General features: G+C 48.7%; 7 protein-coding genes. All 7 read right to left on the minus strand.

Annotated features, from left to right (window positions below; genetic code table 11):
• Positions 1 to 8: 8 nt before the first annotated feature.
• Genes B9Y77_RS04585 through B9Y77_RS04615 form a run of 7 tightly spaced genes read right to left on the minus strand, consistent with a single transcriptional unit; the run spans position 9 to position 16,672 of the window.
• Positions 9 to 2,777, minus strand: a complete 2,769-nt coding sequence (locus B9Y77_RS04585; protein WP_176221712.1) for a TIGR02171 family lipoprotein — start codon at positions 2,775 to 2,777, stop codon at positions 9 to 11.
• Entirely contained in the window at positions 2,778 to 5,537 is a 2,760-nt protein-coding gene (locus B9Y77_RS04590; RefSeq protein WP_085490639.1) for a TIGR02171 family lipoprotein, read from the minus strand.
• A gap of 3 nt (positions 5,538 to 5,540) precedes the next feature.
• Positions 5,541 to 8,297, minus strand: coding sequence for a TIGR02171 family lipoprotein (locus B9Y77_RS04595; RefSeq protein WP_085490640.1), 2,757 nt, complete (start codon positions 8,295 to 8,297; stop codon positions 5,541 to 5,543).
• Positions 8,298 to 8,337: 40 nt separating this feature from the next.
• Entirely contained in the window at positions 8,338 to 11,118 is a 2,781-nt protein-coding gene (locus B9Y77_RS04600; protein ID WP_085490641.1) for a TIGR02171 family lipoprotein, read from the minus strand.
• Positions 11,108 to 13,966, minus strand: a complete 2,859-nt coding sequence (locus B9Y77_RS04605; protein ID WP_085490642.1) for a TIGR02171 family lipoprotein — start codon at positions 13,964 to 13,966, stop codon at positions 11,108 to 11,110. The genes B9Y77_RS04600 and B9Y77_RS04605 overlap by 11 nt, the downstream gene beginning before the upstream one ends.
• A gap of 20 nt (positions 13,967 to 13,986) precedes the next feature.
• Positions 13,987 to 14,676 (minus strand): transglutaminase-like domain-containing protein, encoded by a 690-nt coding sequence (locus B9Y77_RS04610; RefSeq protein WP_254899919.1) that lies wholly within the window; start codon positions 14,674 to 14,676, stop codon positions 13,987 to 13,989.
• 40 nt (positions 14,677 to 14,716) lie between these two features.
• Positions 14,717 to 16,672 (minus strand): alginate O-acetyltransferase AlgX-related protein, encoded by a 1,956-nt coding sequence (locus tag B9Y77_RS04615; RefSeq protein ID WP_085490644.1) that lies wholly within the window; start codon positions 16,670 to 16,672, stop codon positions 14,717 to 14,719.
• Positions 16,673 to 16,818: the final 146 nt, after the last annotated feature.

The raw sequence follows: 16,818 nt of genomic DNA on the forward strand, positions 1-16,818 counted from the left end.
TCAAAATACTACTTCAACGTTTTCTTCAGCAAAGAATCAAGACGTGTCGCCATCACTTGTGCGCCCTGAAGCCCAAGATGGTCTTCATTGGCAAAGTCTTCAGGAACAAAGTCATGATAGCCATCATGGTATTCGTCGAGCACCGCAAAATTCGGGTATTTTTCGGTCAATTCCAGCACGGCATCTTCCATAATCTTTGCCGCCTTACGGGTCGGTCCATAACGGCCCCAAGAATTCGTACTCAAGAAATTCGGCGTTTGCGGGTAGACAACACCAACAACATAAACATCATGGTTGCGAGCCAATTCCAAGATTTCCGTCAACTTCTGCATGTTAAAATCAAAACCGGAACGGTCGATTTCAAACCAGTTGGAATCGTTGGCAACTTCAGGATTAGGAGCACCCCATCCCTTTGCCGGGTCATAATACAAGCCACGATGGTATCCAAACTGTTCGTATTCATCTTCGGTCGGGTTCAGCGCCGCCTGCGAAGCTTCATACATGTCGCCAATCAGCCCGTCTTGCCAGTAACCGTGATTCTTGTCGTATTCATAGCCTGGAATATTGGCAAACCAGACCTTGAAATTTTCGTCCTTGACATACCAGCGGTCATAATCCAGAGTCAACGCCACGACTTTCAATTTAGGCATCAACGGCAAGATGTAATTTTTCACGAAGAACGTCGTACTTTCCATATCCTGCGCGGAATAAGCCATATTGATAGCAAACATGGATTCAATGTATGTCGGATCCATGCCCGCAAACGATCTCGAAGACCCGATAATCACAAGTTCAGCCGTGTCGCGATACTTCCAGAAGTAATCCATCTTGACTTTCATGAGTCGCGTCGCGATGTTCGTGTTCTCGGTCATGTAGACGCAAGCACTGTCCGGATCCAGAGCACTTTTTTCGCCAGAATTCGCAGACGTTTTTACCCACAAGCTCGGGTGCCACAGTTCATCGCCATCGGCAAGTTCTACAATGGAACTATCGGAAATATCCACCAAGACAATCTTGGAATGAGCACCGTTTGCATTCGTGAGTGTTGCCACGGCGAGATTTTCACCGCCCGAAATCCATTCGCTATGGTCAAAAGTATAGCCCTTCGGAGAGGCAATCGAGTTGACTAGCTTTCCGTTGGAATCTGCCATGAACAAACGTTCATGCGTGCTGTAATCCTCCCCTACAAACTTCTTTCCGGTTTTACCAGCAAAGTCGAGGAACAACGTACGTTTGCTACCATCTTTGGCAAGCGAGACATTGCAAGCCTGGTCCCCACCGTACCAAACGGTATCGCTAGCCTTGCCTGTTACCGTCGAACCCGATTTTGCAATGCGGGCGCGCAGCAAGCGTGCACCCGTTACTGCAAGTTTATTGTCTTCGCTAATGCCGCCGTGGTAAGCGCCATCGAAAAGCTTTTCAGGCTTGCCAAACTTGCCCTTTGCAAACTTGACCTGCCACGTACTTGCATCCGCAAAAGTAGCATCATCCTTATTGTTACCCGCATCCGTCACATAGACAATCGCCGTATCGCCATTGTCAAGCACGCGCCAACGCGGAATCGAAGCACTTTCAACATCGAGCTTCACAAGATTCGAGCCTTCGGCATTGAGGTCACGCACATAGAGGTCCGACTTTCCAGAAACACCTTCGATGCGTGTGCAGAACGCCACGCGCTTGCCATCCGGAGAAACTTCGGGATGGTAGACATCGAGCGTGTCTGCAATTTCCGTCACCGAAAGAAGGCCTGTAGAATAATCAATGTAAGCGAGATTACCCGTCACGTCATTGCGGAAAGCAAGCTTTACCTTGTACGTTCCCGTCTTAGAACGCATTTTAGCAGAATTCGCCAGCGGGACAATTCGGCTTGTCGCCGCCTTGCCATCAGCGCCCATCCATGTCGCCCCAGGGATTGCACCAAAAACTACACGGAAGCCCACGTAATTGGCACGAGTCGAAGACGTGACCGTGTAAACATCACCGCGGCTGTACAAGTTGATGGATTCCGCAGAATTGCGGTAGCTCCCGCCTTTGACAACGCGCTCCGCCAATGAGCCACCATCAGGTGCCCCGACAAAGTTCGTCAAAGTCGTATCGCGCAAATTTCCAAGCCAGTCATTTGCCCATTCCATGGCATTGCCGACCATATCGCAGACACTTGCACTCGAATCGCCCTTGCTACAAACCTTGTGGAGCTTGTAATCCGAATTGTCGGCAGTCCAGCTTTCGGACGGGTTCCAAGACTTCTGGGCGACAAAAATCCATTCCGCTTCAGTCGGCAAACGGTACGCTTCTTTTTCGGGATGGAAAGCAAAGCCTTCCAAATTCGTGCAATGTTTGTCTTTATCAAACGAAGCCTTGCTATATGTGTAAGCGGTATCGAACTTTTCTGATTTGCTGCGTTCATTTGCAAAAAGCACGGCATCGTAATACGTGAGGTCCGTTGCCGGGAAATCCTTATCGTCGCAATCGAGCTTGAGCCCCGTAGCCGGTTTCATCAAATCATTAAATTCACTACAAGTGACTTCGTACTTGCCGATCGAGAACTTGTAATTCAAAGCTACGCTCATTTGCGGGCGTTCATTTGCCTTAGCAGAGACTTCATTTGTCCCAAGCTGTACCACAGCATTTTCTGCAGAAATGCGCATCATTCCCGGAAGCGCGGCGGCAGGATCATCCTTAGACTGGCTCGACGAAACACTATCGGAATCAGAGCAAGATGTCATCTGAGACAATATAAAGAACAAAGCTAAACCGTATCGTAAGTACGTCATCATTTACCTCATCGTTTTTAATAAAGAATCCAGTCGAGCGGTCATCACAAGGCTGCCATCAGAACACAAGTGGTCTTCATCGAAGAAGAGCTCGCTTTCAAAATCATGATTGCCATCGTGGTACTCATCAAGCACCGTGAAATTCGGATATTTTTCGACAAGTTCCTGGACGGCAGCCTGCATGACTTTAGCCGCCTCGCGCGTCGGTCCGTAGCGCCCCCAGGCATTAGTCTTGAGATAGTTCGGCGACTGCGGGAAAACAACGCCCACAACGCGAACACCAAAATTGCGAGAAAGTTCAAGGATTTCGGTCAAATGACCCAGATTAAAATCATATCCCGACTTATCCTTATCAAACCAGTACGGGTCATAGACAACATCAGGCACGTCTTTGCCCCAGCCTTCTGACGGAGACTTCATCACGCCACGGTGGTACCCAAAAGCTTCATATTCATAATCGTTAACGCCCATCGCATGTTGTGAAGCCTCATACATGTCGCCAATCAAGCCATCTTGCCAGTAACCATGATTCTTGTCATACTCATAGCCAGGAATATTGGCAAACCATTCATTCCAGTTTTCATCCTTGACATACCAACGGTCATAATCTAAAGCCAAGACAATAAATTTCAATTTGGGCATCAGCGGCAGAATGTAATTCTTGATATAAAATAGCGTGCTACCCATGTCCTGTGCGGAATAAGACATATTAATCGCAAACATGGACTTGATCATTTCAGGGTCAATTCCCGCAAAAGTTCTCGAAGAACCGATGACCACCAGTTCCGTCGTATCGCGGTACTGCCAGAAATAATCCATCTTGACTTTCATAATTCGCGGGGCGACACCCGTCGTTTCCGTGATGTAAGCGCAGGCACTGTCCAAATCCAAAGCGTTTTCGCCATTGAAAGAAGCTTGCGTTTTTACCCAAAGGCTCGGGTGCCAAAGTTCATCGCCTTCGGCAAGTTCTACAATCGAGCTATCGGACAAGTTCACAAGGACAATTTTCGGATGCGCACCGTTTACATTCGTGAGCGTCGCCACAGCAAGGTTTTCACCGCCAGAAATCCATTCGCTATGGTCAAAGGTATAGCCCTTCGGTGCGGCAATAGACTCCACGAGTTTTCCGTTGGAATCCGCCATGAACAAGCGTTCATGAGTGCTGTAATCCTCGCCTACAAACTTTTTCCCTGTTTTCCCCGCAAAGTCGAGGAACAAAGTGCGTTTGCTCCCGTCCTTCGAAAGCGATACATTGCAAGCCTGTTCGCCACCGTACCAAACCGTATCGCGCGCCTTATCCTTAACCGTCGAACCAGTTTTTGCAATGCGGGCACGCAACAAACGAGCACCCGTTACCGCAAGCGTGTTATCATCACTAAAGCCACCATGGTAAGCACCATCGAAAAGCTTTTCTGGCTTGCCAAACTTGCCATTTGCAAACTTCACTTGCCACGTGCTCGTTGATGCAAAAGCAGCGTCATCCTTATTGTTGCCCGCATCCGTCACATACACGATTACCGTATCGCCATTGTCGAGCACACGCCAACGCGGAATAGCCGCACTTTCCACATCGAGCTTTACAAGGTTCGAGCCATCACTATCAAGCGTGCGCACATAAAGGCTAGACGCCCCCGAAACACCTTCGATCTGAGTGCAGAACGCCACAAGCTTTCCGTCGGGCGAGATTTCAGGATGGTAAATTTCAATGGAATCTGCGATTTCTGTTACCGATAAAATTCCACTGGAATAGTCGATATAAGCGAGGTTCCCTGTCACGTCATTTCGGAACGCGAGTTTTGCCTTGTACGTTCCCGTCAAAGAACGGATTTTCGCAGAATTCGTGAGCGAGACAATCCGGCTTGTCGCCGCCTTGCCATCTGTTCCCATCCACGTTGCTCCAGGAATCGCCCCAAATGCAAGGCGGAATCCGACGTAATCCGCACGAGTCGATGATGCAACCGTATAGACATCGCCACGGCTGTACAAATTAATGGACTCCGCAGAATTGCGGTAACTGCCGCCCTTGACCACGCGCTCACCCAATGAACCGCCATCGGGTGCGCCTACAAAGTTCGTCAAAGTCGTATCGCGGAAAGCGCCAAGCCAATCATTGACCCATTCCATCGCATTGCCCATGACATCGCAGACGCGAGCGCTAGAATCGGTCTTGCTACAGACCTTATGGAGTTTGTAATCCGAATTGTCCGCCGTCCATGATTCAGACAAGTTCCAATACGTCTGAGCGACGAGCACCCATTCCGCTTCTGTCGGCAAGCGATAGGCTTTTACATCTGGGTGGAACGCAAAACCTTCCAGGTTCGTGCAATGATGATCCTTATCAAAAGACGCATTGCCGTAAGTGTACGCCGTATCAAATTTTTCAGCCTTGCTGCGTTCATTGGCAAAAAGCACGGCATCGTAATACGTGAGGTCGGTTGTCGGCAAATCCTTGCTTTCGCAATCGAGCTTAAGTCCTGTCGCCGGTTTCATCAAGTCGTTGAACTCGCCACAGGTCACTTCGTGCTTGCCCATCGAGAACTCGTAATCCAGCACGACATTCATCTGCGGGCGTTCCTTGGACTTTGCCGTAGCCTCATTCGTCCCAAGCGAAACAGCGCGGTTTGATGCAGGGACGCGAATCATCCCCGCCAAAGATTCATCCGAAGTAAATTCATTTGCTCCACCGGATACACTTTCAGAATGATCGCATCCCAGGAATGCCATCATCAAGAAAAGGTGTGCTATAGCAAACAAATTCTTCATAAGCTACTTCAAAGTTTTCAAAAGTGAATCCAGACGGGAGGTCAACTGTTTTGCGCCCAAATAGCACAAATGGTCCTTATTCGTCGCCATTTCATCGGTATAATCGTGGTCGCCCATTTTATTTTCATCCATGAAAACGAAATGAGGGTATTCCTTTTCTAATTCCTGGATTTCTTTCAGCAATTTCGGTGCTTCGCTCCGGCGAATGCCATAACGCCCAAACGAACCCGTTTTTTTGAAATTCGGGTTCTGCGGGAACACAACGCCCACGACATAGACTCCATAATTTTCGGCATTCTGCAAGATATTTTTCAGATGATTAAAGCTAGAATAGAAATTGGCAGACGCATAATCCATCCAAGTGCTATCGTTATCTACCGTAGGAGTTCCGCCCCATGTTCCGGATTCCCCATAGCTGAAACCGCGCGATTCCATAAGGACGTCATAGTACTCGTAAACACCCATGGATTCGCTCGTCAAGCTCGCCAACTGATTCGGGACACCATCTTTCCAGAAATCATGGTTCCGGTCATAGACATAACCCGGATAACTTTCATATTCCTTATTAAAGAAGTTGTACGTTTCCGTTTCACCGTGGTACCACAAATCAATATCCAGCGATATAATAATGTACTTCAATTTTTTCACATGCGGGAATGCGTAATTAGTCAAGAGGTAATCCGAAACAGCCACCATGTTCGGGACATTGGCAAGATTAATTGCAAAGAACTTGTCACTAAACACGGAGGGTGCTATGCCATCGAGCGGGCGTGAAGAACCCACAATGACCACATTCGCCGTATCCATGTACTTCCACAGGAGTTCCATCTTGTAACGGAGAATGATAGCCGCTTCGCCACCCTGTTCTGTAAAATAGACACCGGCACTATCCGCATCGAGTTTGACATCAGAATCAGCGCCATCGGTTTTCTTGACCCACAAGCTCGGGTGCCAAAGTTCATCACTTTCGACAAGTTCCACAATCGAGCTATCAGCGACATTCACAAGGACAATCTTGGAATGAGCACCATTGGAATTTGTAAGCGTTGCCACAACAAGGTCTTCGCCACCCGTTGCCCATTCGCTATGGTCAAAGGTATAGCCTTTAGGGGCAGCAATCGAATTCACAAGCTTTCCGTTGGAATCTGCCATGAGCAAACGTTCGTGCGTGACATAATCCTTCCCCACAAACTTTTTCCCTGTTTTACCGGCAAAGTCGAGGAATATCGTGCGTTTGCTACCATCTTTGGCAAGCGAGGCATTGCAAGCCTGTTCTTCGCCATACCAAACCGTATCGCGAGCCTTATCCTTAACCGTCGAGCCCGACTTTGCAATGCGGGCGCGCAGCAAGCGAGCCCCCGTCACCGCAAGCGTGTTGTCTTCGCTGATGCCACCATGATAAGCGCCGTCGAAAAGCTTTTCGGGCTTGCCGAACTTGCCCTTTGCAAATTTCACCTGCCAAGTGCTCGTTGATGCAAAAGCGGCATCATCCTTATTGTTGCCCGCATCCGTCACATAGACAATCGCCGTATCGCCATTGTCAAGCACGCGCCAACGCGGAATGGCAGCACTTTCGACATCGAGCTTTACAAGATTCGAGCCATTCACATTGAGGTCGCGCACGTACAAGCTAGACTTCCCAGAAACGCCCTCGATACGCGTGCAGAACGCCACACGTTTTCCGTCAGGAGAAATTTCAGGATGGTAAACTTCAATCGAATCGCTAATTTCATTAACGGTCAAGATTCCACTAGCGTAATCAATAAAGGCGAGATTTCCCGTCACGTCATTGCGGAATGCTAGCTTTGTCTTGTACGTTCCCGTTTCAGAACGGATCTTTGCGGAATTTGCAAGCGGAATAACACGGCTCGACGCCGCCTTGCCATCTGAGCCCATCCACGTAGCTCCCGGGATTGCACCAAAAGCAAGACGGAAACCCACATAGTCCGCACGAGTCGAAGATGTCACCGTGTAGATATCACCACGGCTATAAAGATTTATCGATTCCGGAGAACTGCGATAGCTGCCGCCCTTGACCACACGCTCGCCCATCGCACCGCCATCAGGAGCGCCCACGAAATTCGTCAAAGTCGTATCGCGGAAACCACCCAGCCAGTCATTGACCCATTCCATGGCATTGCCAACGACATCGCAAACTAGATTATCGGACTTTACTTTACTGCAAACCTTATGGAGTTTGTAATCCGAATTATCGGCAGTCCAGCCATCCGATACATTCCAGTAAGCCATTGCCGCAAGCACCCATTCCGCTTCTGTCGGCAAGCGGTAACCATCTACATCTGGATGGAACGCAAAACCTTCCATGTTCGTGCAATGCTTATCGTTGTCAAAATAAGCCTTGCTATAGGTATAAGCGGTATCAAATTTTTCTGCCTTGCTGCGTTCATTGGCAAAAAGCACGGCATCGTAATACGTGAGGTCAGTCGCCGGCAAGTCCTTGCTATCGCAATCGAACTTGAGCCCCGTCGCCGGTTTCATCAAGTCATTGAACTCGCCACAGGTCACTTCGTGCTTGCCAAGCGAGAATCCGTAATCCAACACAACACGCATCTGCGGGCGTTCATTGGACTTTGCTGTAGCATCATCGGTCCCCAGAGTCACAACGGCATTCGATACAGAAAAGCGCATCATTCCCGAAAGAGAATCTTCAACGACTTCCATTGAGCCTGCAGCCGACCCGCCATCCGATTCAGAACAGGCGTTCAGCAACACAAGCAGAATAGCAAGCAAAAACTTCATAAAGACAACCTATTTTTTAATTAATCTACAAAAAATGCAATCATCGAGCCAACGTCGAAAGCAGTGAATCCAACCGATGCGTAAATTGCTTTGCCCCGGCAGTACCTAAGTGGTCAATATTATACGCCATCGCATCCGTGTAATCGTGATCGCCAAATTTATTTTCATCGAAATACACAATGTCGAGCTTTTGCACCGAATCTAGGATATCCTTAGCGATACTCCTACGCGGTCCATACACTCCAAACGAGCCCGTATTCTTATACGCCGGATTTTGCGGGTAAACAGGCACGACTACTTTAATGCCCTTTGCCTGAGCCGTTTCAATAATCCAATGGAATACCGCAAAGTTTTCCTTATAAACAGGATCATTCGTCTTAAATAAAGTCGTATCATTTTGAATGAAAGGATCCCCCCATTGCACACTCGGCAGCAAGAAATTTTCAAGATCGTAAGGATGCATCAAAGCCGTTTCAGGGCGCGGCGTCACTTTTACGGCATCGATGAAATGCTCCGGCAAGCCATCGACCCAGAAATTGTGATTTTCATCGTACTTAAATCCAGGGACTTTATCATAAATTGCATTTTGCCAAGTTCCATAGCCATCATACCACAAAAAGTCTGGAGACATTTCAAGCACAATGACTTTTAGATTTTTCAGGTGGTTCAGCACGTAATTTTTGAACAAGTACTTAATGCCCGTCATCTGCCCTGCAGAATACGCCATGTTCAAAAGATTGTACGATGTGATTTCCTTATCATGCAACGCAAACATCGTTCTCGAAGAGCCCAATGCCACAGCCGTAATGCTATCGCGATTTTCCCAAAAACGTTCCATTTTCACGCGCAATTCAAGGGCACTGTAGAAAGCACTCGAGAGGTAGTAAACGCCCGCGCTATCCGTATCAAGTTCTTCGCTATCGTAAAGGTTTCTGGAATGCCACAGACACGGGTGCCAAAGTTCATCGCCACTGGCAATGATTTTCACGGAACTATCGGCAAAGTTGACCAAGGCTATTTTTTCGTGGGCGCCGTTCACATTGACCAATGTCGCCACCGCCATATTCGAGCCGCCAAGAACCCATTCCGTATGGTCAAACGTATAACCCTTAGGAGCTTCAACACTTTGAATCAGCCTGCCCTTAGAATCCATGACCAGGAGACGTTCATGCGTGCGATAATTCTGTCCGACAAAATCACGCCCCGTCTTGCCGCCAAAATCAAGGAACAGCGTTCTATTGCTACCGTCATTGGCAAGAGAAACGTTGCAAGCCTGTTCGCCATTATACCAAACCGAGTCAATTCCATGGAACACCATTTTGCTGCTCGTCGCCATCTTGGCACGTAAAAGTCTAGCCCCGGTCACCGCCAGTTGCTTATCGAGGCTGACGCCGCCATGGAATGCGCCATCGAGAATTTGTTTCGGAGTTCCAAATTTTCCATTGTTAAACGGCACCTGCCAAGTGCTCGTCGCTGCAAACGCATCGTTATCCTTATTGTTGCCCGCACTCGTCACATACACAATCGACGTATCGCCATTTTCCAAAAGTCTCCAACGCGGAATAGCCGCATTCTCGACATCGAGCTTGACAAGCCCAGAACCTGTAGCATCCAGATTGCGCACGTAGACACTCGACGGCCCCGCAACGCCTTCAACACCCGTACAGAAAACCACCCGTTTGCCATCGGGAGAAATGTCTGGATGGTAGGCATGCAAAGTATCCTTGATTTCAATAACGGAGTTCACGCCATTTCCAAAATCGACAAAGGACAAATTGCCCGTCACATCATTGCGGAACACCATTTTAGATTCGAAAGTTCCCGTCAAATGTTTCATCTGGAATGTCGCCATGGAAACTTTTGCCACCGATTCCTTGATCGTTCCGGTTTCATCGAGCCAAGACGCTTTAGGGATTGCGCCCAAAGCCAAACGGAAACCAAGGTACACGCCCTTTGTCGACGAGGTCACCGTGTAAATATCCCCGCGACTATACGTATTCATTTGCGAGAGTTCCGTTCGGTAGCTCCCGCCTTTGACAACGCGTTCACCAAGGCTACCGCCATCAGCTCCGCCCACAAAATTTATTAAAGGATCCTTCTTGAAATACGTGAGCCAGTCATTGACCCATTCCAGCACATTCCCTGCCATGTCGTACACACCGACATCATTTGCAAGCGTCGATGCCACATCATGGAATTCGTAGCCCGAATTTTCGCTATTCCAGCTGACTTCGGGATTCCAGCCCTGGTTCGCCACAAAGACCCATTCCGCTTCCGTCGGCAGACGATAGCCAAAAACATTTTCATGGAAGACAAGTCCGGACAAATTCTCACAGCTACCCGCGGCATCAAAAGACGCCTCCGTGTACGTATAGACAGTATCGAGATTTTGAGACTTGCTTAAAGCATTTGCATAAAGAACCGCATCATAATAAGTCACATTGGTAACAGGGCTTTCATCATCGCATTCGCATTCGCATTCTGCCCCCGCATTGGGGCGCAAGGCATTGTACTCGCCACGAGTCACTTCGTGTTCGCCAATGAAAAAATCGTACGAAAAAGCAACTTCCATTTGTGGCGTTTCACTATTACGCACGCCGGGTTTATCTGTTCCAAGGAACGTCGACTTGCCAAGAGATGCAATCTTGACAAAACCTTCCATTTTGCTTGCAGATGAAAGTGAAGATGATGAAGACAACGGCAACTGACCTGCCGGTTCAATGACAGGACAAGGTGGATTCTCTTCGGTGCAAGATGCCAAAAGAACGAGAATAGGTACTAATGAAAGCCATCCCAACCCAAACAGAGACTTACATTTCATTTTCCTCCTCCCAAGACAATAGCAATTTGTTCAAGCGCGAAGTCAGGAGCGTCGCCCCTGCATAGCACAAGTGGTCTTCGTCAATAGCCATTGCATCTATGTAATCGTGCTCACCCATTTTGTTTTCATCCATCAACACAAAATTCGGATATTTTTTCTTTAAGCCATCGAGTTCCGCAATCAACTTTTTAGCAGAGGTTCGGCGCAAGCCATAACGACCAAACGAACCTGATTTTGCATAAGCGGGGCTCTGCGGGAAAATAACGCCGACCACTCGGATATTACGCTTCGCCGATTCTTCAATGATTGTGAGGAGTGCATCCATGCTATCATCAATCAAATTCCAATGTTCATCGACATAGTTGCTGTCCTGTTCGATTTCAGGCTCATCTTTCCACGAATTGCAGCTGGCATTTAAGTAGCGACCACGATCTTTCATGTAATGGGTTTCATCCGACGAACCCACGGAACTTTCCGTATATTCCAGCAAACCCTCTGGGTATCCATCCTTCCAATAATCATGATTGGCGTCATACACGTATCCCGGATAATTTCCAAACGTCGTGTAGAACATGTTATCGCCATCCGGACCATCAATCTTGTGCCAGAAATCAATATCGAGCGACACGACGATATACTTGAGTTTTTTCATGTGATTGAACACGTAATGGTTCAAATAATCTCGGGTCATGTAAATGGAATTTGGAGTTTGTCCAAAATTCACGGCAAAGAACTTTTTATCGAACTGTGCCGGGCTCACACCGAACATCGGTCTTGAAGAACCGAATACAGCGACGTTTGCAGAATCGCGATACCTCCAGAGGAGTTCCATCTTAAAGCGCATGATGACAGATTCCCACTTGTCCGACGGATACAGATAAGCGCCCGCACTATCAGGATCAAGTTCCGATGATTCAGGAACATAAATTTTCTGCTGCCAAATGCTCGGATGCCAGAGTTCATCGCCTTCCACCAAGTTCACGATGGAACCATCAGCCACATTAACAAGCACAATTTTGGTATGGGCTCCATTTGCATTTGCAAGGGTCGCCACGATATAACCGTCATCCGCATGAGCGCCCTTATAATTCAAAGCCCATTCCGCATGGTCGAAGCTATACCCCTCAGGTGATGCAATAGCCTTAATTAAGCGCCCCGTACTATCGGTAATCAGCAAGCGTTCGTGCGTGCCATAGCTTTTACCGACAAATTCCTTCCCCGTCTTGCCTCCAAAATCGAGGAAGGAGACGCGCTTGGAGCCATCATTAGCAAGGGATACATTGCAAGCCTGTTCGCCATTATACCAAACCGTATCACGTCCATTAGCAAGAGAACCACCCTTTGCAATACGAGCACGCAATAAGCGGGCACCCGTCACAGCAAGCGAATAATCCTCCGAAATTCCGCCATGATAAGCACCATCAAAAAGCTTTTTCGGTGTACCAAAGCGTCCCTTGGCATAAGTCACCTGCCATGTACTCATCGCCTTGAACGCAGACTCGTCCTTATTGTTCCCGGCATCAGACACATAGACAATCGCCGTATCGCCATTTTCCAAAATGCGCCAACGAGGGATGGCGGCATTCCCGCTTACCTTGAGTTTTAGCGGTTGAGTCCTCGAGCCCGTAATCGGACGGATATAGACCTCGGACTTCCCGGAAGTTCCTTCCGTACCAGTGCTAAACGCCACAAAACGACCATCGGGAGAAATATCCGGATGATAGGAATCAATCGTATCTGCAAGTTCTGTCACGGACAAAGTTCCATTGACATAATCGATATACGCTATATTGCCAGTGATATCGTTTCGGAAAGCCAACTTTGCGCGGTACGTTCCCAGATTATTCTTGACCGTAGTCGCCCCCGCCATCGGGATGATTCGACTGTCTCGGGCATGACCATCACGCCCCATCCAAACTGCATTCGGGATTTTTCCAAAAGCCAGACGGAAACCGAGATAGTCCGACTTTGTCGCCGAAGTGACAATGTAGACATCGCCTCGACCGTAAAGCTTAATCGCCGAAGGATCATTGCGATAACTGCCGCCCTTGATGACGCGCTCCCCAACGACACTTCCATCAGGAGCACCGACGTAATTGGTAATCGTCGTATCCTTAAAATAGCCCAGCCAATCCGAAACCCATTCCTTGACGTTACCTGCCATATCGCAGAAATCGCCATGCATGCGAGCGTACGAACAGACTTTCTTCGGTTCAAAATCAGAATTTGCGGCATTCCATTCCACGGATGGATTCCAATGGCGTTCAGCCACCATAATCCATTCCGCTTCCGTTGGCATTCGATACCCTTCGACTTCAGGATTAAACGAAAGCCCTTCCATGGCAATGCAATTGCCTACAGCATCAAAAGTCGTCGATGTGTAAGTATAAACGGTATCATAGCCTTCACGCTTGCTCCGTTCATTTGCATAAAGCATCACATCGTAATAAGTCACCATCGTTACAGGCAACATGTCCGAATCTTCATTTTTGCAGCGGGCATCAAAAGTTGTACCCATGACACTCTTGAATTCCGCACAAGTGACTTCGTGCATGCCCATGGAAAAATCGTAATTCAAAGCGACACGCAATTGCGGGCGTTCATTCGCCTTTGCCAACGAGGAATACGTCCCCAGATAAGACAAGGCGCCGCCACTCGAATTTTTAATCTTCGATGCTCTTACAGTAATCAAGCCATCATGAACGTTATCCGTTTCAACAGGGGCGTTCAGCCAGACGTGTTCCCCTAAAAATGTATCGCAACCTAAAAGGATAAAAAGAACAAAAATACAGGGTACTAAAAAAAGCACCTTCATCAAAAAAGAGGAGTTATTAAAACGTGTCGACATTTCCCCTCAAAAATAGAAATTTATGGCAGCCGACTTTTCGCAATAGTCTGATTTACGCTAATTCCCGGATATTCCGGAAAAAATTCTTCCGCCATGCGGTACCACGTGAGCGCTCGCGGGACATCGTTTTCAAGGTACAAATTGCCGATATCAAATGCGGCAAGCCCTACGAACTGCCGAGTTTCTAGCGGTTTAAATTCAAGACCGGTCCATCGGCCTTCTTTATATTTTTCGCGATATTCATCATCGGTATAGGTAAAGCCGCGACGGTTCGGTTCCAAATTCACAAAACTGTCCGAGGAGCCGTAACGCAAAAAGACATGCCCCGGAAGGAGAATAGCGTCGAGAGGCAAACCACGCGACTGCGCCACCATGAGCGCAAGCCACGAAAGTCCCATGCAACCCGATCTTTTGTTTGCAAGAACGCGAAGCGGGAGCACGGATTCTTTTGCAATAGCCGCCTCGCCCGCCCCGGCAAATTCGATATTCCAAAATTGCCAAAGCAGGTTTTTCAGGGATTGCAAAGTGTCGTGAGTCGCCGCAACACTACTATCAAAGTAAGCAAGTCCCGCATGCCAATCGTGAATAGAATCAAGGCAACCCGGCGCACGTTCTTCAAAAACGCACGCCATTTCGCGATAGCTCATGGATTCGTTTTTCCCGTTCCAAAGCAGAAACGGGAGTGCTATCACGAGCGTCGCGAAGAACAAAGGCCAAAAAATTCGCGCAAGCATAAATGCGCCAAAGACGCTACAGGCCGTCCCATTCCATCGGACTTTGCCAGTAGTCACGAGCAGTCATCATGTAAATCACGAGACGCTTGCTCAGCATGTCCTTTTTCATCTTCTTGAGGCGAGCGCGAACACCAGGGCCACCGCCCCAACTCGTAAGCACCTGCACGTCGAGACCCGTTGCATAAGCAAGCAAGGAACCCGGGCCACCGCTCTTCTGATCCACAGATTCAAACACCCCCGTGAACGAGTCGCCCATCAAGAGGATCGGTGCATTTTTGCCGCCTTTGTAAGATTTGTCGCCCTTGTAGATCTTCATGCCTGCAAGAGTATCGGCGGCATACTTGGACTTTTCCTTATCCGGCAAATGAGCCACCAAGTCCCCTTCGCGGAGCACTACCGTATCCTTCATCACGAGGCTACCCGGCTGCGGATTTGCATCGGCATACCAGCTGTACTGCGTCACGCGAGAAGCAAGCTGTTCCATCGCGGCAAGCATGCCCGGCAATGCCCAGTGCGTATCGTAGCGCTGGTAGCTGTAATGCGGAGCATCATCGCCACTGCGGGCCGCCATCAAAGACGGATAAAGGTCGAGCACATCAATCCCGGCAGCAAGCATTTCGCGGATAAATTCACGACCGTTTACGTTTACGCACAAGTCCGCAGGCGTACCCTTTACAAGCTTGTCTGCATAAATTTCTTCTTTCACAGGCACCGGAACCACAAGGAGCTGAACATTCATGGAATCCAAGTACTGCTTGAGTTCAATCATTCTCGGGAGCGGATTGTGGAGGCTATCCTGACCGCTAATTTTATCGGCAACGAGGTAGTTTGCATTACGGCGGAACCAGAGCATTCCGTTATCCGCCCAAGCATTTTGTTCCTTCGGGAGCTTCGCCAGTTTCTTCTTCAAAGCTTCGCGGAACTTCTTTGTCGCAGGCGTTGCAGGGCAGCTATTTTCCATAGCGGCAAGCGTTTCCAAGCGGGCATAAGAACTCGTATCGAGCGTGCGGTTCACCGGCACCACTTCACCGGCAGCCGCCAAAGAATCAGCCACAGCGGCAGCACGCAACTGTTCATCCGTCAAGCGGAACGCCGGGACTTCAAAAGCAACCCACATGGGCTTACCCATCGGATTACCACGCATCACAGCAAACGGGCGGTTCGCACTCGAGTTTTCCCAAATAGCGCCTGGCGTATGCTGTTCCAAATCCGTATTCAAAGTCGGGTACCAGTAAGACGAAAGCGTACGAGCCCAGTTCATCGCCTCTTCACCGTTCATCTCGGCAGTCATGTAGTAATTCAAGACTTCCGCAGATTCGCCACCCGAAACAACCTTGAGCTTACCGTAGAACGGAGCACGTCCCGTCCACGCAGCAGGCATCACTTCTGCCCACCATTCAATCTTCCCTTGATTTTCACCCGTTCCAGGCACACCCCACAAACGGCTTACCGTCTGGAAAGCGCGGAACACATCGGGTTCATCCCACTTGACCGCTTCAATCTCATTCAATGTCTTCGAAAGCGTTTCATCGCCAGTCTGCGCATAGAGAATCTTCGCAAACGGTTCCCACGCAATCGGCGCTACCCCCGCAACAGCATCCGGTTCATCTTCCGAAAGGGAATCGAGCATCGGGAACGGGAATTCTGCAAGCTTCGCATTCGCCATTTTGCCCGTGTAATTTTCAGGCTTTTCGTCCATACCCGCCAAGCGGATCGGATTCGAAAAATATGCCGCAAAATCAAGAGCGGCAAGCGTCGGCTTTTCGACAACGCGGACTTGCTTATCCCTGTCGAGCACGCGCATTTCAAAAACAGCTACTGGAGCGGCATAAACCGGAGTGTGAGCTACCGACGCCACTGATTCTGTAGCCTGCACGGAAGGATTGACAGACGGAGCCGCACAAGATGCAGCGAGGAACATGCCCGCAGAAAGCCCTGCGAAACCCAATAAGGAAAGAGATATTTTTTTCATTTTCACAAAAGGAATAATAATAAATGTTGAGTTATTGGTTGTTGGTTATTAGTCATTAGTTACTAGTTATTGGTCAATACTTATTTGTTGATTTTCTGCTATTGGCTAATTGATCTTTTTGCAACGCAAATGGATTGACTTCGAAA

This window comes from Fibrobacter sp. UWB13 (assembly GCF_900177805.1).
Classification (GTDB): Bacteria; Fibrobacterota; Fibrobacteria; order Fibrobacterales; family Fibrobacteraceae; genus Fibrobacter.

Bases quoted from the DNA above. Each gene is read 5' to 3' on its own strand.
- B9Y77_RS04600 (WP_085490641.1), bottom strand. From the start codon at position 11,118: ATGAAATGTAAGTCTCTGTTTGGGTTGGGATGGCTTTCATTAGTACCT.
- B9Y77_RS04590 (WP_085490639.1), bottom strand. From the start codon at position 5,537: ATGAAGAATTTGTTTGCTATAGCACACCTTTTCTTGATGATGGCATTC.
- B9Y77_RS04605 (WP_085490642.1), bottom strand. From the start codon at position 13,966: ATGTCGACACGTTTTAATAACTCCTCTTTTTTGATGAAGGTGCTTTTT.
- B9Y77_RS04585 (WP_176221712.1), bottom strand. From the start codon at position 2,777: ATGATGACGTACTTACGATACGGTTTAGCTTTGTTCTTTATATTGTCT.
- B9Y77_RS04615 (WP_085490644.1), bottom strand. From the start codon at position 16,672: ATGAAAAAAATATCTCTTTCCTTATTGGGTTTCGCAGGGCTTTCTGCG.
- B9Y77_RS04595 (WP_085490640.1), bottom strand. From the start codon at position 8,297: ATGAAGTTTTTGCTTGCTATTCTGCTTGTGTTGCTGAACGCCTGTTCT.